This is a genomic window from Arthrobacter sp. SPT-J7 (assembly GCF_059089965.1).
In genome coordinates this window covers 1-17,809 of sequence record NZ_JBNHFF010000047.1, presented here as the reverse complement: position 1 = coordinate 17,809, position 17,809 = coordinate 1, and the positions used below count along the sequence as shown (strand labels likewise).

Sequence of the window (17,809 nt, the reverse complement as noted above, 5' to 3'; positions counted from 1 at the left end):
CTCCCTTGTTCCCGTCCTTGTAGTTGCCGCCCTTGTGGTTTCCGTCGGCCTTCTGGTTTCCGTCCTTGTAGTTGCCGTCCTTGTTGATGGCGGTGGAGTCGCCGAGGACTGCTGTTGAGATGGCGTCTATGGTGACGGGGGCGGTGACTGGGGCGATGATCTGGTTTCCGGAGGCGATGCTGTGATCGCCGGAGGTTTTGGCCGTAACGGATGAAGCCTCGAGGGGTTCTGAGGCGCTGACGGCAGTGCAGCTCAGGGCTAGTAGCCCGCCGGCGAAGAGGGTGCCAAGCAGTCCTCTGCGAATATTGGTTTGCATGATGGGTTTCTCCTGAAAAGTTGGTGTCGGCCGTTTAGTGCGGCCAGGTTGGTCGTTTTTCTGCTCACACGGAGCAGCGGGGACCCAACTAGTCAGGGGAGGAACCGGGGTCGAAAGACACCGGTGCAGGTACATGCTGAAGTGGTCCGCTGACGGGAACAATGCCCGGCAGGGGAAGATACTCAAAATTGTTGGAGAGCCACGCCGCGGGGATAGTTTGGGAACCGCCGGACGACTGGACCGATCCTGATCCCGAAACCGGCAGCCACATTGGCGCAGGCATTGGACCTGTGTCGCCGGAGGACCCCGGCGGAGTTCCAGCGCCGGCTTGTGAACCCGGACCGACAAAGGACGCTGCAGCAGCCGGGACCAGTAGCGTGCTCAGGAACCCGGTGAGTAATCCGCAAGGAATCAGAGCGTCACGCGGTGCCGTGGACCTGGAATCGGTGCTGCCGGCAGCGGCACCGGCGTCAGCTGCGGAGAGTTCGGACAGAATCCGGTCATCGACGGTGCCCGGAATGAAGGCCGAAACGTGCAACGGGGCAACGTCTGTCCCCAGATCGGGAACAGGTCGCAGGCTGGGCACCGGTGTGATGGCGTCGAGGACTGGTGAAGCCACGGGTGTGATGGCGTCGAGGACTGGTGAAGCCACGGGTGTGATGGCGTCGAGGACTGGTGAAGCCACGGGTGTTACGGCGTCGAGGACTGGTGTGGTGATGGGTGTTATGGCGTCGAGGACTGGTGTGGTGATGGGTGTGACGGCGTCGAGGACCGGGCTAGAGCCAAGCGGTCCTGCGGACTTTGTTACCACGTCGGCCACAGGCTGCAGCGCCCCATCGGGCACAGCCGTACCATCAAGAGCCGGCGAAACGACGTCAATCACCGGGTTGGCCGGCACGATCGTCGTGGCTACAGTGTCCGCCGGGTCAAGCCTGTTCACCACCGGAAGGGGGGCCACGGGAACACTCACAAAACCGGCCAGGTTTTCAGGAACCGACTGGGAGGGTCCGGGGACGGGGGCATGCGCTACCGGCGTCGCCGGTACTGGAGGACGCGGGGCAGGTGCTGCCGGCACTGCCGACTCAGCGACCGCTGCCGCGGAGGTGTCGAGAACGGAGCCGGCGCTGGTTGCCCCGCCTACGGCGGTGGAACTCACCGGCGACGCGGCAGCGGAAATGGTGCCAAGCACTGATCCGGAGTCCGGGCTTGTGTCTGCCGCGCTGGACGGGGCTGAAAAGGCCAACCAGGCAACTGCAAGGGTGCCGGCAAAAAGCACAGGGCGGACCGCATTGAACGACACTAATGACGTTCCCACGCAGCACCCCCCTCAATGCCCTGGTAGTTCTTGGCAGTTGGTCCGATTTTTGCTGTCCCTAGCCAATATCCTCGAGACGGCGGCCCGCGAGCACGAGTAGCGGGTACTCATTTTGACGCGGACGGACTACTTGCTGCTTGTGGCCCTCGTTGGGGGTGGCTTACCCTCTGTCCCTGGGTTCTCTGTCTTTCATGGTCGGCAGTTACCGCAAATACCGACGAGTTCCAAGGTGTGGGAGACGGCGCTGAAGCCGTGTTGGCGGGCAGTCTTGTCAGCCCAGCGCTGGACGGTGCTTTCGGCGATTTCGATGGTGTGTCCGCATTGGCGGCAGACAAGGTGATGGTGGTGTTCTTTGCGCTGGCATCGGCGGTACTTGGTTTCGCTGTCCGGGCTGCGGAGCGCGTCGACTTCGCCTTCGCTGACCATGGATTGCAGGAGCCGGTAGACCGTGGCCAGGGCGAGGGTTTCCCCGGCGCCCAGCAATTTGGTGTGCAGTTGCTGGGCGCTTTGAAATTCAGCGGTGCGTTCGAGCATCTCTTCCAGCGCCGAACGTTGCCGGGTTCTTCTTTCCATTTCACGCTTTCTCGTGCAGCCGGACGTCGTCTTCGGCGTCGAGGTGGGGATCGGTGTCCTGCGCCGGGCGTTGGATCAGCGGGCGGAGAAGGGCGACAACGGCGTAGACGCTGATGGCGAGGACCACGATGGTCGCCCCGGGGGAGAGACGGTGGAAGTAGGTGATGGACAGCCCGGTGACGCAAACGACTGCTCCCATAGCCATGGCGGTGGTCATGGTGGCGCGGAAGGACCGTGCCGTGAGCTGGGCGATGGCCACGGGCACTATCATCAGCGCCGAGACCAGGAGCACGCCCACAACGCGCATGGACACGGACACGGTCAGTGCTGCGAGTACGGCAACCAGGATGTTCAGCGCGCGGATGGGCAGGCCGGTGGCGCTGGCAAATTCCTCATCATGACTCAGTGCGAACAGAGCAGGCCGCAACCCCAGGCCGATACCCAGGATGAGCACTGCCAGGGCGGCGGTGAGCCATACGTCCAGTTCGGTCACTGTGGAGATAGACCCGAAGAGATAACCGGTAAGGTTCGCTGCGGTGCCGCCGGCCAGACCGATAAGCAGCACCCCGCCGGCGATACCGCCATAGAAGAGAAGGGCCAGCGCGACGTCTCCACTGGTTTTTCCCTTCTCCCGGACCAATTCGATGAGCACGGCCCCGATGACGGCGGCGACGACGGCGCCGGGCACTGCCAGCAGGTCATGGGGGGTCAGCCCCGCGGCGCTGCCGGCGAGCCAGCCCATGGCCACACCGGTCAGTGCGACGTGCCCGATCCCGTCACCGAGCAGCGCCAGCCGCCGCTGCACCAGGTAGGTGCCCATGACGGGGGCTGAGATGCCGACCAACACGGCAACCATCAGCCCGCGCTGCATGAGGGGGCTGGCAAACATGGCAGTCAGGGTGTCAAAGAACGCCATTACCACTCCGATCGCAGGTCGGGGACGGTGTGCCCGGGCGGGGAGGTGTCGGCGTGGGCATGGACATGGTCGTGATCTGGGTGGTCGTGTCCTCGCGCGGCGGGCGGCGGGGGTCCGTCGAAGATGATCCGGCCGTGGCGCAGCACCACGGCCCTTTCGATCATGCCGGCCAGTTCGCCGAGTTCGTGCAGCACCACCAGGATGGTTGTCCCCCGCTCGCGCATGCGGTTCAGCGTACTGGCGAGGGCTTCCTTGGAGGCCCGGTCGATTCCGGCCAGCGGTTCATCCAGGATGATCAGGTCGGGGTTGCGGACCAGGGCGCGGGCGATGAGCACGCGTTGCTGCTGGCCGCCGGAGAACACTTGCACGCTGTGGTGTGCGCGGTCGGCCAGTCCGACCTGTTCCAGCGCTTCCAGGGCTTTCCGGCGGGCTCCGCGGCCCGGGCGGAAACGCCTGTTGTCCAGCAGTCCGGAGCCGACCACTTCCAGGGCTGTGGCCGGCACTCCGGAGCTGGGGCCCAGTCGCTGGGGAACATAGCCGATCCGGGACCAGGGCACGGACCGGCGTGCCGTGGTGATGTTTGCGCCGTAGAGTTCTGCAGCCCCGGAGGTCACGGGGGTGATGCCCATGAGTGCTTTTACCAGCGTGGATTTGCCGGACCCGTTGGCGCCCAGCAGCGCCACGGCTTCCCCGTCCTGGACGGTCAAGTCGATGCCGTGGAGGATTGTTCCCGTTTCCACTGCCACACGCAGCTCCCGGGTCCGGATGGGTGAAAGGTTATCAGGCACTTTTAGGCGCAGTTCAGGGCTGTGCGCAGGGCTTCGAGGTTGCTGCGCATGACCTTTTCGTAGTCTGAGCTTTCATCGGTGAGTCCTTCGAGCGGGTCCAGGACGGCGGTCTTGACGTTCAAGTCTCCGGCGAGGGTTTCGGCGACCTTCGGGTTGACCAGGGTTTCGGTGAAGATCGTGGTCACTCCTTCATCTTTGACGACCTGGCCGATTTCGGCCAGACGTGCCGGGGACGGTTCGGTGTCCGGTGCGAGGCCGGAGATGCCTGCCTGCTTCAGGTCATATTTGGTGGCGAGGTAGCCGTAGGCTTCATGGGAGACCACGATGGTCCGGGTTTCGCAGGTCGCCAGGCCCTTCTTGAAGTCCTCATCCAGGGTCGTCAGCTTCCCGGTCAGCGTTCCGGCGTTGGCTTCGTAGGCGGCAGCGTTTGCCGGGTCTGCTTTGCCCAGCTCCTTGGCAACGGCGTGGGCGGTGTGGGCCACGCGTTCGGGGTCAAGCCAGTAGTGCAGGTCCTGCGCTGACCTTTCACCCGCGTGTGCCCCTTCAGTCTCGCCGGCGTGGACTTCTTCCGTGGCGCCGGCGGTGGGTGTTTCTGCTGCGTGTTCCTCTTCGGAGTGCCCGGCCGGCAGGGTCGCTTCTTCAGAGACGTCCAGGACGCGGGCGGGGGAGGTCTGCTTGATGGCTTCGTCCACTGCGGGCTGAAAACCGGACAGGTAGACTACGGCCGCTGCGCTTTCCAGGGAAGCTACTGAGGCCGGGGACAGTTCCAGATCGTGCGGTTCCGTGCCCGGGGGAGTGAGGGATTCGACGGTGACCAGGTTCCCGCCGACCTGTTCGGTCACGTACTGCAGCGGGTAGAAGGAGGCCATCACCGTCAAGCCGGAGCTTCCTCCGGTCGTTGCAGCGGAGGATGATTCCGCCGGGGTCCCCGGGCTGCAGGCAGTTAGGGAGACCGCGGACAAAAGGGGCACGGCAAAGGCAATGCGGGTGCGGGATTTCATGACACTGATTCTCATCCTAATGAGAATCAGTGTCAACTTGGGTACTGCTGAATCAAAGAGAATGCCTCAATGTTCGTCGTAGTGAGCGCCGTGCTCGGCATGGCGGTGGCCGCCGTGGAGAAAGTACGGAACCCACTGCGGGCGCTGAAGAAAATACCGGGCGCCCAAATCGCCCGCCGCCGGACGGACCTACGTCATCAACAAGAAGAATCCCCGGATGAAGGCCCGCCAGGGCTGCATCCCCAGCTCGCCGTCGCGATTGGGCAGAGGCGGTGCAACAGGCGGTGAGGTCCCCGACACCGCACCTGGTCGCATCGGGGGCCAGCGCCTCATGGCTCCCGCGGGCTGCAATCGCCAGGAGCTAGCGGCGCTGCCGGTCCCGGTCAGCAGGAGTACTGCCGGTCAGTGTTTTGTTCCGGTGGGCACTGTCCTTGCAGCAGGAGCATGCCCCGCTGTCCGTGCCGGCCCTCGTGGTCAGTACCAGGGGCACGGCGTTTGGCGGCACCGGCGGGAGCGCTGCCGCTTCTTCCGGGGCACGCGCCCCGGGCAGGCGCTCGATTCCCGGCGGCGCGAATGCGCAGCAGCTCTCGCCCTTCCAGGCATCCACGCCCTCCTTGAGTGCCACTGCGGCAATAATGAGCGCCGCGACGGGGTCGGCCCAGGACCAGCCCAGCGTGCTGTTCAGGACCAGCCCCAGCAGCAAAACCCCTGAAAGATACGTGCACAAAAGGGTCTGGCGTGAATCGGCGACAGCTGACCGGGAACCGAGCTCCCTGCCTGCCCTGCGCTGCGCCAGCGACAGGAACGGCATTACCGCGAGACTGACGGCTGCCAGAACGATGCCCACCGTGGAGTGCTCCGCTTCGCCGGCCCCGGACAGGGAACGGACCGCGCCGACGGTGACGAAGAGTGCCAGCATAAAGAAAGCGACCGCAATGAACCGCAGCGCCGTCCTTTCGCGCGATTTCGGGTCAGCGCCGGAGAACTGCCACGCCACGGCGGCTGCCGAGGAAACTTCGATGACCGAGTCGAGCCCGAAGCCGATCAAGGCGGTGGATGAGGCGACCGTTCCCGCGCCGACGGCGATGACCGCCTCGATGACGTTATAGGTGATGGTGGCTGCTACCAGAAGGCGGATCCGGCGGGTCAGGACCGCCGCGCGCCCGGCATCCCCCGGGCCGGTACGGATCTCCGGGATCTCCATCAGCAGCACCCGGTCGCGGCACTGGCGGTGCAGTGCTCCGGGTCAACGGCCAGCACGACGCCCAAAAGATTCGTCAGGGCCTGGCCTAGCCTCGGGTCGGCCAGTTCATACCGCATCCGCCTGCCTTCGGGCACGGCCACCACCAGACCACAGCCGCGCAGGCAGGCGAGGTGGTTGGACAGGCTCTGCCTGGACACGCCGATCAGATCGGCCAGATCACTTGGATAGGCGGCCGCGGCATCGCGCAAGGCCAAAAGTATCCGTGCCCGGGTGGGATCAGACAGCGCCCAGCCGCAGCGGGCAAGAACGGAGGAGTGTGTGACGGTCTGCATGGTCCAACAGTACATTAGCGGATGTATTCATCGCCCAATGTAGTCTCCTGTTGCGAGGCTGCCGCCTTCCTGAAGCAAGGAGCCCACACCGCGCCTAGAAGCAAAGTCCGCAGGAAGGTCAAAGAGAAAATCAGCACGGACGGGCAAAACGGCGGGATAGACGGCGCTTGTGCGGACAGCTGCTGCCCGCCTCCGCCCAAGGTGCAGTAGACGCCCCTTCGATTTCATAGCGGGGCGGCTGTGACTGAACGGGCAAGGCTGGACCATCAGCTAGATTACGTTGTTGCGAATGATTATTGATATCTTTTGAGCGCGGGTGAATCTCGCAGACCTTCCACTTATGAAAGAACCCTCATGACATCCAGCCTCATTGTGCGTGACCTGACTGTATCGCTGCGGGGGCGGGCACTGGTTGCCGGGGTTTCCTTCCGGATAGCCGCCGGCGAGCGGGTGGCTCTGTTGGGTGCTTCGGGCTCGGGTAAGTCTTTGACTGCGTCCGCTGTCCTGGGGCAGCTTCCGGACGGCATGATTGTCAACGGTTCGATGCAGGTCAATGGCCGGGACACGGTCTTGGGCAGACGCATGGATCGGACCGGGGACTTCGCCGCGGTCCATCAGGACCCCGCTACCGCACTTAACCCGATGGTGCGGCTTGGCCGGCAGCTGGCTTTTCCCCTGCTGAAGGCCGGCCTTTCCGGGGCCGAAGCGCGCGCACGCGCCGCAGAACTGCTGGTGTCTGTGGGCCTTACGGATCCGGAGCGGGTGCTGTCCGGCTACAGCGGCGAGCTCTCCGGCGGCCAGCTGCAAAGGGTCTGCATCGCACTGGCCCTCGCGCGCCGCTTCTCTGTCCTGATCGCGGACGAACCGACGACCGCTTTGGACGTCATCAGCCAGGCCAAGGTCCTGGACGCGCTCAGGGACTGTACCGGCGGCACAGCGGCCATGCTCTTCATCACCCATGACCTGGCTGTCGCTGCATCACTGTGCACACGTGCACTGGTGATGCAGTCGGGCCGGATCGTTGAAGAGGCACCAATAAGCCGGCTCCTGGCCAGCCCTCAGCACAGCTATACGCGGCAGCTGGTGGAAGCTGCAGAGGCCGGCACCCATGCCTTCGCCCAGGGGGCAGGGGCATGAGTATGGAACTGCGGTGTGTGAACCTCAGCCACAGTTACCGCAGCGGCTTGGGGCGATGGGGCAGGAGCGTGGATGCTCTGAAGGACGTGTCCCTGTCGGTGACCGGCGGTGAAAGCACCGCACTGGTGGGAAGCTCCGGTTCCGGCAAATCCACGTTGCTGCGCACCTTGCTGGCTCTGGAATGCCCCACGGCCGGCACCGTAGAGCTTGACGGTGCCCCCGTCAGGGCCGGGTCCGTGTCCTCACTGCGGTGGTACCGCCGAATTGTGCAATACGTGCCGCAGAACCCGGCCGGCAGCCTTAACCCGCGCATGAGCGTGCACCAGCTGCTGCTTGAACCCCTGCAGCAGCTGAGGATCCGCGGGGACCACCGCAGGATGGTCCGGGAAGCTTTGGAACGGGTGGACCTGGACCCGGAGCTCATCAACCGGCGGCCCGGGGAACTGTCCGGGGGCCAGAACCAGCGTGTGGCCATCGCCCGGGCGCTGGCGACCTCACCACAATTTCTCCTCGCCGATGAGCCGGTCAGCGGACTTGACCTGCCCCTGCGGGAAACGGTCCTGACCCTGCTGGGCCGGCTGGTCGCCCGGGACGGGCTGGGGCTGCTCTTCGTCTCGCACGATCTGGCCGCCGTCGCTCAGCTGTGCGCCCGGACGGTCGTCCTCTCCTCAGGGAACGTCATAGAGCAGGGCGCAACCTCGAAATTGCTGGCCAGCGCCCGGCATCCGGGAACCCGCGAACTCATCGCCGCCATCCCACGACTTTCCGCACCCCGGAGAGGCGCTGATCCCGGGAAATCTGCACAGAGCCAACGCCCCCGAAGGGACCCCCAGCCAAACACAGCAGCCTAAAACGTAAGCAAACTCCATCAACGAAAGACAGGTGACAACCCATGGCCAGTTCACGCCCGAAAGCAGGTGCTGTGCTGCTCCTGGCAGCAGCGGTGACCGTAAGCCTCAGCGGATGCTTCTCCGCCTCCGGGACTGCCCCGGCAGCAGATGGCGCCAGTGCCGATGCCCGTATCAAGGTGGCTATGCTCCAGCCACCCCGCTCCGGACTGACGCCCCTGAGTGATGATGCCTTCAAGCTCTCCCGCTGGAAGACCGCCGAAACCCTCGTCGTCCTTGACGTCCTGGGCGACGCCCAGCCCGCCCTGGCCACCACCTGGGAGCAAATCGACGGCAGGACCTGGCGCTTTGAACTCCGGACCGGGGTCACGTTCCACGACGGTACGGTCCTCACCGCCGAACAGGTCGCAGCGTCGCTGACGGCCGCGGCCAACGCCAGCCCGAAGCCGCGGATCCTGGACGGCGTCCAGCTGACAGCGGCCCCGGAAGGTGAGAACGCTGTCCTAATCACTACCGGAACGGATGACCCGCTGGTCCCGCAGCGGCTGTCGAGCCCACAGCTGTCCATCCTGGCCGCTTCGGCCTACAAGGCCGGCGGTGTGGTCAGCCCTATCAACGCCGGCACCGGCCCCTACGTCCTGGCCTCGGTGGACGGAACCACCGCAGCGACCCTGAACAGGTTCGACGGCTATTGGGGTGAAAAGGCGGCCAGCAGCGGCCTGGATGTCCAGTTCGTGCCCGACGGCACCGCCCGAGCCGCGGCCTTACGGACCGGAACCGCCGACGTCATCGAAGCCATCCCTGTCGGGCAGGCGGCCCAGATCGACCCCGGGCTGGTCCATGAAGTGCCGATGCCCAGGACAAACACCCTCTACCTCAACAACACCTCAGGGCCGTTCGCGGACCCTGCCGTCCGGGCGGCAGCCCGGGAGGCGATCGAGCGGGCCACCATCGTCGAACGCGTCTATGAAGGCCGCGCCGACTCTGCCGGCGGCCTGCTCGGCCCGGCGCTGCCCTGGGCAACCGGGGAACGCGAAAAAGCTTCCTACACCGAGGCGCTGGCCAAGCGGCCCGCTGCCGCACCCGTCAACGGGGTCCGGATCAGCCTTGGCACCTTCACGGACCGCGCCGAACTGCCCGAGGTCGCCGTGCAGATCGAACAACAGCTCGAAGCAGCCGGGTTCATCGTCGAACAGGATGTGCGCGAATACCAGCACATCGAATCCGACGCCCTGGACGGCAAATTCGACGCGTTCATCCTCTCCAGGGCCACCGTCCTGGACTCCGGGGACCCGGTGGCATACCTCTACAGCGATTTCTCCTGCGACGGCTCGTTCAACATCTCCCAGTTCTGCAACGCGGACGTGGACGCAGCCCTGGTCAAAGCCGCCGCGATACCGGCAGGGCCGGAACGCCGGGAAGCCATCGCCGCAGCTGAGGCACTGATCCTGGCCAATGACGCCGTTGTGCCGCTGCTGCACGAACGGGTCGTTCAGGGCGAATCCGCCAAGGTCCGCGACGTCGAACGCGACCCCCGCGAACGTGCACTGATCACCAGCAAGACGGGAATCTCCGGATAATGCGGTGCTGCCCGGCCTTCATCAAAACGGCCATCTCCCGTGTCCTGGCGCTGGCCGCGATGGTCATGCTCATCGGTCTGTTGCCCTGGCTCTCCGGGCAACGCCCGGAATACACCATCCTGCGCGCCAGGTACGCGGACCGGGAAGCTACCGATGAAACGCTGGGCATGATCCGCGCCGAACTCGGGCTGGACCAGGGACCGTTCCATATCTTCCTTGGCTGGCTCGGCGGCGTTCTCCGCGGAGACCTTGGCACCTCCTGGGTCTCCAATACCCCTGTCGGGCCCGGAACCGTGGCTGCGCTGGCTGTCTCCACAACCCTGATGGCCTGCGCCGTGGTGGTCGCCGTAGTCAGTGCCGTCCTGCTGTGCATGCCCACCGTGGTGCGTGGCCTGGCAGGGAAACCTGGACGCGGATCCGGTGTCGTCGCGGCGGCCCTGACCTCCCTTCCTGAATTCCTGCTCGCCGCCATGCTGCTCATCATTGGCGCGGTCTGGCTGGGCTGGTTCCCCCCTTACGGCTGGCAGGGACTGCACCAGGCCGTGCTGCCGGCGCTGGCCCTGGGCCTGCCGGCCGGCGGCCTGATCGGCAGGCTGCTCTCCGATGCGATCAGCACCGCCTTCACGGAAAAATGGACGGCAACCTGGGCCATGGCAGGCGCCAGCCCCGCCCAGATCACCGCCGCCGTCCTGCGCCGGGCCATGCCGGCCGTGCTCAATCAAACCGCGCTGGTGGTCATCGGCCTCACCGGCGGGGCGGTGGCGGTGGAAAAAGTGTTCGCGATCCCCGGACTGGGCCGGGCCATACTGGGAGCAGCCAACGCCCAGGACATCCCGGCCCTGCAGGCAGGAATCCTGGCGCTCCTGGTTCTGGCCGTCGCGTTAGGTTCCCTGGCCGCGGCAGCACGCTGCGCACTGCTTGGCGCCGCGCTTCGAACCGGCGCGATGCCCGTCACCGGACATGCCCGCGCCTCAACCCGGCGCGACGCCATGGTGCCCCTCATCAGCGCAGGAGCACTGGCAGCCATCATCATCGCCGGGCTTCTGCGTGACCCCTTCAGCTCCAACCACCCCAGACTCGCAGCCCCCACACTGCTGTTGCCCTTCGGTGCAGATGCGTCCGGCCGCGACCTGCTGGCACGGGTGGGCCACGGCTCCATTGCCACCCTCGGAACAGCACTGTTGGTCGTCCTGGCCTGCCTGGCCATCGGCACCATCATCGGACTGTTCCCGCTGGCGGCCACCGGGCCTTTGGAAGTAGCCAACGCAGCACCTCCCATCCTCGTCGGGCTGATCGTGGCAGCCATCACCGGCCCCTCCACGCAAGGCGCGGCAATCGCAGTGATCCTGGTCAGCTGGGCCCCGCTGGCCGCGCACACAGCGGCCCTGGCGCAGGAAGCCAGGGCAGAACCGTACGTAAAGATCCTCCCCGTCCTGGGTGTTGGCCCGGCCCGGGTCCTGTGGCGCTACATCCTTCCCGCAGTCCTGCCCCCCGTCTTCAGACACGCCATGCTGCGGGTACCGGGAATCGCTCTCGCCCTGGCCGCCCTCGGATTCCTCGGGCTCGGGCCGCAACAGCCCTCCCCGGAATGGGGACTGATCCTTGCCGAAGGAATCAACTACGTCGAGCGGGCTCCCTGGGCCATCCTCGCACCGGCCACCGCGCTGGCGCTGGCCTCGATCCTGGCCGTCTCACTCTCCATCCTGGGCACGACACAGCCGCCAACCAAACCTCACTGGTTGATCCCAAAAAGGGTAATGCCTGCCTCCCCATCATCATCCAAAGACTGACCAAGGACCGGCGAGCGGCCAGGCCTTCCACACGTCGTCAGCGAAGCATTCAGTATCCACGAATGCTAATAATACTTACTATTAACTGGCGCCGGGCTGCCCGCTGGGGGCGGACTAACCCGTGCCGGATCCGGAGGTTGCATGAGCATGGAACATGAAATGCGTCCCCTTACTGACGACGAACTGATGTCGGAACAGGCCACAGCTTTGCCGGACAAGGAAGTCGCGTCCGTCCTGGACTTGAACGCGGACCTGGACCTGGGCATTAACGCAGCAGCTCCGATCGATTTGGCCGTTGCAGCCAACGCGAACGTGGCCGCACCGATCGATGCGGCGGCGTCGGCCAACATCCTCTCCTTTGGCTCCGAGGCCCAGGCGCTGGCGGACCAGGGGGTCATGATCGAGCAGGGCATCGTGGCGGACGCGAACGCTGAGTCCACGCAGGACAGCACCATCAACCACGGCAACGATACGGTCGACGACGGCGGCACCACGGCGGGCGCCGGAACCACCGGGCCGGGCACCATTGCAGGAACGGCCGACGGCGGGAGCCTCCTCCCTGACGGCACCCCTCCGGACGGTACGCTTCCCGACGTCGGAGCACCGCCCGTGGATGCGGCGGCCGCCCTTGACGGGGACCTGCTCAACGTCAACGTGGACCTGGCCGCCGACGCCGACATCGCCGCACCGATCAACGGTGCCGTGGCAGCCAACGCGAACGTGGCCGCGCCGATCGATGCCGCGGTGGCCGCGAACATCGGTTCGATCGACAGCGAGGCGTACGCCGTAGCCGAGCAGGACGCCATCATTTCCCAGCACATCGAGGGTGAAGCCAACGCCTCTGCCGACCAGCAGTCCAGCCTCGAACAGTAAGCACCGATGATCCACGCCACCGGCGGGCCGTGCTCTGAGGCCGGCCCGCCGTCGTCCCCTGCCTCCCTTACGGGGCACCCGCTGCAGGTGCCCGTGCGCGCCGACGGCGTCCAACTGCTGGGCCAGTCCGAGGGGTCCGGTTACCGCGAAGCACCCTCGCTGGTCCGCCGCGGCGACGGCCAGACCCTGCAGCTCACCCGGCTGCTCTACCTGGTGCTGGAGGGCGCCGACGGGAACCGGAGCGTGGAGGAGATCGCGCAGCACGCCACGCAGGGGTCGGGGCGGCTCGTCAGTGCTGACAACGTGCGCACGCTGATGGATGCCCAGCTGCTGCCGATGGGACTTCTCCGGCTGGCGGATGGCTCCCAGCCGGAGGTGAAGAAAGCAGACCCGCTGCTCGGGATGCGTTTCCGGTACACCGTGACGGACCCGGAGCGCACCCGGAAAATAACAGCCCCGTTCACGGTCCTGTTTAACCCGCTGATCGTGGTGGCCGTTACGGTGGCGTTCGTGGCAGCCTGTTGGTGGGTGTTGATGGTGAAGGGCCTTGGTTCGGCCACCCATGAAGCGTTCGCCAACCCGGCACTGCTGCTGCTGATTTTTGCCATAACCATCCTCTCGGCCGGCTTCCACGAATTCGGGCATGCCGCAGCCGCGCGTAAAGGTGGCGCGACGCCCGGGGCGATGGGCGCGGGGCTGTACCTCGTGTGGCCCGCTTTCTTCACGGACGTCACCGATTCGTACCGGCTGGGCCGCGGCGGCCGGCTCCGCACCGACCTGGGCGGCCTGTACTTCAACGCGATCGTGGCCGTGGCCATCATGGGGCTGTGGTGGGCCACCGGCTTCGATGCGCTGCTGCTGGTGGTGGTCACCCAGATCCTGCAGATGGTCCGGCAACTGCTTCCCCTGGTGAGGTTTGACGGGTACCACATCCTGGCGGACACCACCGGTGTGCCCGACCTGTTCCAGCGCATCAAACCCACCCTTCTTGGCCTGCTGCCCTGGCACTGGGGCAAACCGGAAAACAAGGTGCTCAAGCCCTGGGCCCGGGCCGTGGTGACTGTGTGGGTGCTGGTCACCGTGCCACTGCTGCTGTTCAGCCTGGCCATGATGGTGCTCGCCCTGCCGCGGCTGCTGGCCACCGCTTGGGACAGCGCCGGCAAGCAGCAGGGCCTGCTCGTTGCCAGCCTCTCCGCCGGGGACCTGGCCGGCGCTGGCGTGCGCATGCTGGCGTTCGTCGCCCTCGCGCTGCCCATACTTGGCATGCTGTACATCCTGTTCCGGCTGCTGCGGCAACTGGTCACCGGTCTTTGGAAGAGGACGCGGGGCAAGGCCTTCCAGCGGACCGCGGCCATGGCTGCCGTGGCGGCGCTGCTGGCCGGGCTCGGCTGGGCATGGTGGCCCGACGGCGGGACATACCGTCCCGTTCAGCCGTACGAACGCGGCACGCTGGCTGACGCCACCACCTCGATCCTCCCGCAGGGGATCAGGGTGCTGCAGGAAGGCCACAGCAGCCGCACTGTGGCTCTCTGGCCCGAAGGCGCGGTGAAGCCGACACGGGAAAAACCGCAGCTGAGCATGGTTCTGGTTCCGGTGGAGAACCCTGCCCCCGCCGCCGGGTCGGCCCCAACAGTTGCCGGCACCACCGCGGCGCCGTCCTGGATCTTCCCTTTTGACCGGCCGGCCGCACCAGAGGCGGACGGCAACCAGGCCCTCGCCGTGAACACTACCGACGGTTCGGTGACGTATAGCGTGGCCTTCGCCTTGGTGTGGGCCGAGGACGGCGGATCGGTGGATACCAGGAATGAGGCTTACGCCTTCGCCAGCTGCACCGGTTGCGCCGCGGTGGCTGTGGGCTTCCAGGTGGTCCTCATCGTGGGTCAGGCCGACATCATCGTCCCGGGGAACCTGTCTGCGGCCGTTAACTACAACTGCCTGGACTGCCTCACCTACGCCCTGGCCAGCCAGCTGGTCCTGACCCTGGACGGCCCGCTGGGCGAGGACAGCTTGGCCCGGCTCAATGCCCTGTGGGCTGAGATCGCAGAGTACGGCCGGAACATCCAGAACGTGCCGCTGTCCGAAATCCAGGCCCGGCTCGCCGCCTTCAAGGAACAAATTACCGCGGTCATCAAGGCCGAGCCCAGTGCCACCAGGACCTCTCCGGCCACGGGAACACCAGTGCCCAGCGGAGCTAACACGCCGGCCGGTACGCCCCCGGCGCCCGCATCCCAGGCCCAGGAAGGAGGGGCACCAGCCCCGTTACCGACTATGGTGCCAACCGCTCCGGCTACCCAGCCCGCAGCGGGTGACTTGGCGCCGTCGTACACCCCCGATGAGACGCCGGCGCCAACAGCGGATACCGGGGACACGGCCCCCGTCATGGAGCCAGCACCCACCGCAAACCCCAGCTAGAGTGCACTTGCCATGGCGTATGGGATGGTCTGGGCATATCCCGCCGCCTTCACAGGCCCCGGCGATGGATATCGGCCGGCCTTTCCCCGGGCCGAGCGTCTACATCATTCTTCTTCTGTCCGCATGTAAGCGGTGGTCCGCCCCCCAAGCGCGGCGCGGACCACCGACCGCGATCGTAGATCCCTTCTGGGCCGTTACGACGACGGTAGTAAGAGCGTATAGATGTGACGTGAACAACAGGTTACGGTCAGCGGGGTCAAGCACATCCCACGGCAGGCCCACCGCAGAGGACTTGAGCGCAGCTTCGCGACGTCAGACAATCCCTGGAATTGAGGCCGGCACCAGGATGAACGAGGCAGTTCTCAAGAGGTCAGGGGCCGGCCCCTACGCCGATGAGACACCTCAGAACCGACCTGGGTCACCTGCCCGGTTTTGACGCCCGCAGCACCTGAAAGTCTTCAGACCAGATCAGGTTCGCTGGCGATGATGTAATCGGCCGCGGCCGGTCCTTTCATCCCCACGTGATTATCCGCCGGCGGAATGTCATGAGCTTTCAGCGCCTCCCACAAAGCTTCTGGAGCGTGTGGCGCCTCCTTGTTCAGCAGGCACCAGCTCGTATACAAGCCGTAAAGCTCGTCAGGGCCCAGCCCTGCCTCAGCGTCCCGGTCCTCATCAATAGCCTGCGCGAGAAAAACCTCAAAGTGGGAACGGCTCACGGACATCCCTTTCATCAGCACGATCAAGAAGCGAAGCCCACCAGGTGATTCGCACAAGTGAAATCTACACGGAGAACCTGCTTGATGGAGGCACCACACTCCGCAGCTCCAGAAGGATAAACGTGCCACAAGTCTGCCCAGCCCCACCTGGAGGTCTTGCAACCTAGCCCGCCGCTGGGTGAGCCGGGCTGTTGCCGTACCCACGCCGCCGTGCGGCTGGTCTATTCGTGGGCGGAAGTAACACCCGTGATCTGCTCCAGGGCGAGCACACCGGCGGCGAGGCCATTTTCGGCGCGGATTGCGGTGCCTACTCCATCGGCACGGGAGGCGTAATAGTCGGTGTGGACGAGGTCGCCGAGACGTTCTGTCAGGCCTGTGCCGAGATGCTTGGCCCGGAGCGGGGCGGGTCCGACGCCAAGCGCATGGACCCGCGCGCCCCAGAATGGCTGGTCCCCGAGGAACGGTACGACGAGCGTGGGCCGACCCGCCCGTATGCCGGCTGCCGTCGAGCCCGCACCGCCGTGGTGCACGACTGCAGCGACACGCGGGAAAAGCCATTCGTGGGGCGCGCCCTCCAGGACCAGGACGTCGTCGGTGCCAGCCTCGCCCGGCGTGATTCCGCCCCACCCCGTCGCGATGATTCCCCGTAGACCATGAACCCGCAGAGCGGCCAGGACGGCGTCCCGGCGCTCGTCCGCTCCCTTGCCGAAGCCCATCGAGCCGAACCCAACGTAGACCGGGGGCTCACCCGCCGCGAGGAAGTCCACCAGTTGTGAGGGCGGATCCCAGCCGTCGTCGCTGTGATCCAAAAACCAGTAGCCCGTGACGTGGGCTGAAGGCGGGTAGTCACCGGGGACAGGCACAACGTGCCTGCTGTATGGGTACAAGACGTGGACCGGACTGCCGTCCGGGTTCCTGAGCGGGTCGGCGAGGCGGCGGACGGCATTCAGGCCGACCCCGCGTCGGAAGTTGTTGATCATGCCGCCGTATATGGCTCCACTCATCCGGCGGAACGCGTAGGAAGCGCGGTTTCCCAGCGCCCCGAAAGAGGCGCCGCCGAGGAAGGGCATGGCGTATGCACGTGTAGGGGTGAAGAACGGCAACGGGAGGGAAAGCACGCCGGGCACTGCGAGTGCTTCGGCGATGTGCGGCCCGGCAAGACATTTGGGGTGGTACACGACGACGTCCGGACGCACCACCTGCGCTGCAGCCCAGCATTCCGCGTTGAGCTCGCGCAGCACGGACGTCATGATCCCCAGTGTTCGCAATGCATCCCTGGGACCGCTCACATCGGGCATAACCTCCTGAACAAGGCGCAGCATTGTGGAGCCGGCGGGATAGTGCATGATGGTCCCGGGACCGGCGTGTGGCACCAGATTTTCGAACCCCTCAGGCACAGCGAGGGTGACGTCGTGCCCGGCGCGGGCAAGCGCCCCCGCGAGGGCGGCGTAGGGCTGGATGTCGCCGCGGGTCCCGAACGACATGATCAAGACATGCATGGCAGGCTCCTCTGGACGGGCTCACTGGCCGCCCAGGGGCGGGGCGGCATCGCCGCCGACCAGGCTTCCCGGCACACCACCTGGGATGTTACACCTTCAGTTGCTATGAGGTGGTCCCCAGCTCGCGGTGTTCTTCCTTGAAAGGTTCAAGGGACTGGTCACCGGTTTCACTATTTCCTTCCTGCATGACGAAAGAGCACATTGTGGAGTTCTCAACCGCCGGCTTTCCGGGAGGTTAAGCGACGCAGGGGCGGTCAGGACGGGCTGCGGTTGCAATACGAGTCGTGAAACAGGGGAGGACCCGCCGCGCATAACCCGGCCCCTGCCGATAGCGGGCCCGGAGGGTTTTGCTGGTGGATTGCGGTAGTACTTGGGCAGGAACCAATCAGCGCACCATTCTTAGACATTGCCGCTCACTTCGTATAGCCCCTAACCATTGAGTGGGAAGCTGCGGACGGGCGCCGTTGACTAGAAGCCGTCTTCTTGGATGTTGGCTTCGGGGAAGGTGC

The 17,809-nt window shown here is 65.7% G+C and carries 15 protein-coding genes and 3 pseudogenes; 7 read left to right on the top strand and 11 right to left on the bottom strand.

Annotated features, from left to right (window positions below; translation table 11 throughout):
* From AC5RWX_RS21525 to AC5RWX_RS21500, 6 genes and pseudogenes are all read right to left on the bottom strand, one after another.
* Positions 1-316, bottom strand: a pseudogene (locus AC5RWX_RS21525) (hypothetical protein); the annotation flags it as partial.
* Between the two features lie 88 nt (positions 317-404).
* Positions 405-1,616, bottom strand: a complete 1,212-nt coding sequence (locus AC5RWX_RS21520; RefSeq protein ID WP_494098337.1) for a hypothetical protein — start codon at positions 1,614-1,616, stop codon at positions 405-407.
* Between the two features lie 204 nt (positions 1,617-1,820).
* The gene (locus AC5RWX_RS21515; protein ID WP_494098336.1) at positions 1,821-2,204 is read right to left on the bottom strand and encodes a Fur family transcriptional regulator; all 384 of its coding nucleotides are present in this window, start codon (positions 2,202-2,204) and stop codon (positions 1,821-1,823) included.
* 1 nt (position 2,205) lies between these two features.
* Positions 2,206-3,120, bottom strand: coding sequence for a metal ABC transporter permease (locus AC5RWX_RS21510; RefSeq protein WP_494098335.1), 915 nt, complete (start codon positions 3,118-3,120; stop codon positions 2,206-2,208).
* Positions 3,120-3,866 carry a metal ABC transporter ATP-binding protein gene (locus tag AC5RWX_RS21505; protein WP_494098334.1) on the bottom strand — a complete coding sequence of 249 codons (747 nt, stop codon included), beginning with the start codon at positions 3,864-3,866 and terminating at the stop codon, positions 3,120-3,122. The genes AC5RWX_RS21510 and AC5RWX_RS21505 overlap by 1 nt, the downstream gene beginning before the upstream one ends.
* Positions 3,867-3,910: 44 nt before the next feature.
* On the bottom strand, positions 3,911-4,777 hold the full coding sequence (locus tag AC5RWX_RS21500; protein WP_494098340.1) for a metal ABC transporter substrate-binding protein: 867 nt from the start codon (positions 4,775-4,777) through the stop codon (positions 3,911-3,913).
* 231 nt (positions 4,778-5,008) lie between these two features.
* Here AC5RWX_RS21500 and AC5RWX_RS21495 point away from each other — a divergent pair.
* Positions 5,009-5,144, top strand: a pseudogene (locus AC5RWX_RS21495) (ribosomal protein bL36); the annotation flags it as partial.
* A gap of 126 nt (positions 5,145-5,270) precedes the next feature.
* Here the strand turns inward: AC5RWX_RS21495 and AC5RWX_RS21490 are convergent.
* Complete coding sequence (locus AC5RWX_RS21490) at positions 5,271-6,113, bottom strand: cation efflux transmembrane domain-containing protein (RefSeq protein WP_494098333.1); 843 nt, start codon at positions 6,111-6,113, stop codon at positions 5,271-5,273.
* Positions 6,113-6,445 (bottom strand): ArsR/SmtB family transcription factor, encoded by a 333-nt coding sequence (locus tag AC5RWX_RS21485; RefSeq protein ID WP_494098332.1) that lies wholly within the window; start codon positions 6,443-6,445, stop codon positions 6,113-6,115. Before AC5RWX_RS21485 ends, AC5RWX_RS21490 begins: the two co-directional genes overlap by 1 nt.
* Positions 6,446-6,799: 354 nt before the next feature.
* Here AC5RWX_RS21485 and AC5RWX_RS21480 point away from each other — a divergent pair, with 354 nt between their 5' ends.
* The 6 genes from AC5RWX_RS21480 to AC5RWX_RS21455 all read left to right on the top strand — a co-directional run bounded on the left by AC5RWX_RS21480 (position 6,800) and on the right by AC5RWX_RS21455 (position 15,085).
* On the top strand, positions 6,800-7,582 hold the full coding sequence (locus AC5RWX_RS21480) for an ATP-binding cassette domain-containing protein (RefSeq protein ID WP_494098331.1): 783 nt from the start codon (positions 6,800-6,802) through the stop codon (positions 7,580-7,582).
* Positions 7,583-7,650: 68 nt separating this feature from the next.
* Positions 7,651-8,433, top strand: coding sequence for an ABC transporter ATP-binding protein (locus tag AC5RWX_RS21475; protein ID WP_494098330.1), 783 nt, complete (start codon positions 7,651-7,653; stop codon positions 8,431-8,433).
* 41 nt (positions 8,434-8,474) lie between these two features.
* The gene (locus tag AC5RWX_RS21470; RefSeq protein ID WP_494098329.1) at positions 8,475-10,010 is read left to right on the top strand and encodes an ABC transporter substrate-binding protein; all 1,536 of its coding nucleotides are present in this window, start codon (positions 8,475-8,477) and stop codon (positions 10,008-10,010) included.
* Positions 10,010-11,800, top strand: coding sequence for an ABC transporter permease subunit (locus AC5RWX_RS21465; protein ID WP_494098328.1), 1,791 nt, complete (start codon positions 10,010-10,012; stop codon positions 11,798-11,800). Before AC5RWX_RS21470 ends, AC5RWX_RS21465 begins: the two co-directional genes overlap by 1 nt.
* A 147-nt stretch (positions 11,801-11,947) precedes the next feature.
* Positions 11,948-12,673, top strand: a complete 726-nt coding sequence (locus tag AC5RWX_RS21460) for a peptidoglycan-binding protein (RefSeq protein ID WP_494098339.1) — start codon at positions 11,948-11,950, stop codon at positions 12,671-12,673.
* Between the two features lie 6 nt (positions 12,674-12,679).
* A complete protein-coding gene (locus AC5RWX_RS21455) occupies positions 12,680-15,085 on the top strand; it encodes a zinc metalloprotease (protein ID WP_494098327.1) in 2,406 nt (801 codons plus the stop codon).
* A 458-nt stretch (positions 15,086-15,543) separates the two neighbouring features.
* On the opposite strand, the gene AC5RWX_RS21450 is transcribed toward AC5RWX_RS21455, so the two are convergent.
* The 3 genes and pseudogenes from AC5RWX_RS21450 to AC5RWX_RS21440 all read right to left on the bottom strand — a co-directional run.
* Positions 15,544-15,807: a hypothetical protein gene (locus tag AC5RWX_RS21450; RefSeq protein ID WP_494098338.1), complete on the bottom strand. Its 264-nt coding sequence runs from the start codon at positions 15,805-15,807 to the stop codon at positions 15,544-15,546.
* Between the two features lie 215 nt (positions 15,808-16,022).
* Complete coding sequence (locus AC5RWX_RS21445) at positions 16,023-17,300, bottom strand: glycosyltransferase (protein WP_494098326.1); 1,278 nt, start codon at positions 17,298-17,300, stop codon at positions 16,023-16,025.
* Positions 17,301-17,566: 266 nt separating this feature from the next.
* A pseudogene (locus AC5RWX_RS21440) lies at positions 17,567-17,809 on the bottom strand (formylglycine-generating enzyme family protein); the annotation flags it as partial.

What these genes read in the sequence shown, in the direction of transcription:
- AC5RWX_RS21515 (WP_494098336.1), bottom strand. Translation starts at nt 2,204, where the DNA reads ATGGAAAGAAGAACCCGGCAACGTTCGGCGCTGGAAGAGATGCTCGAA.
- AC5RWX_RS21510 (WP_494098335.1), bottom strand. Translation starts at nt 3,120, where the DNA reads ATGGCGTTCTTTGACACCCTGACTGCCATGTTTGCCAGCCCCCTCATG.
- AC5RWX_RS21500 (WP_494098340.1), bottom strand. Translation starts at nt 4,777, where the DNA reads ATGGCCTCCTTCTACCCGCTGCAGTACGTGACCGAACAGGTCGGCGGG.
- AC5RWX_RS21490 (WP_494098333.1), bottom strand. Translation starts at nt 6,113, where the DNA reads ATGGAGATCCCGGAGATCCGTACCGGCCCGGGGGATGCCGGGCGCGCG.
- AC5RWX_RS21485 (WP_494098332.1), bottom strand. Translation starts at nt 6,445, where the DNA reads ATGCAGACCGTCACACACTCCTCCGTTCTTGCCCGCTGCGGCTGGGCG.
- AC5RWX_RS21480 (WP_494098331.1), top strand. Translation starts at nt 6,800, where the DNA reads ATGACATCCAGCCTCATTGTGCGTGACCTGACTGTATCGCTGCGGGGG.
- AC5RWX_RS21470 (WP_494098329.1), top strand. Translation starts at nt 8,475, where the DNA reads ATGGCCAGTTCACGCCCGAAAGCAGGTGCTGTGCTGCTCCTGGCAGCA.
- AC5RWX_RS21465 (WP_494098328.1), top strand. Translation starts at nt 10,010, where the DNA reads ATGCGGTGCTGCCCGGCCTTCATCAAAACGGCCATCTCCCGTGTCCTG.
- AC5RWX_RS21460 (WP_494098339.1), top strand. Translation starts at nt 11,948, where the DNA reads ATGGAACATGAAATGCGTCCCCTTACTGACGACGAACTGATGTCGGAA.
- AC5RWX_RS21455 (WP_494098327.1), top strand. Translation starts at nt 12,680, where the DNA reads ATGATCCACGCCACCGGCGGGCCGTGCTCTGAGGCCGGCCCGCCGTCG.
- AC5RWX_RS21450 (WP_494098338.1), bottom strand. Translation starts at nt 15,807, where the DNA reads ATGTCCGTGAGCCGTTCCCACTTTGAGGTTTTTCTCGCGCAGGCTATT.
- AC5RWX_RS21445 (WP_494098326.1), bottom strand. Translation starts at nt 17,300, where the DNA reads ATGCATGTCTTGATCATGTCGTTCGGGACCCGCGGCGACATCCAGCCC.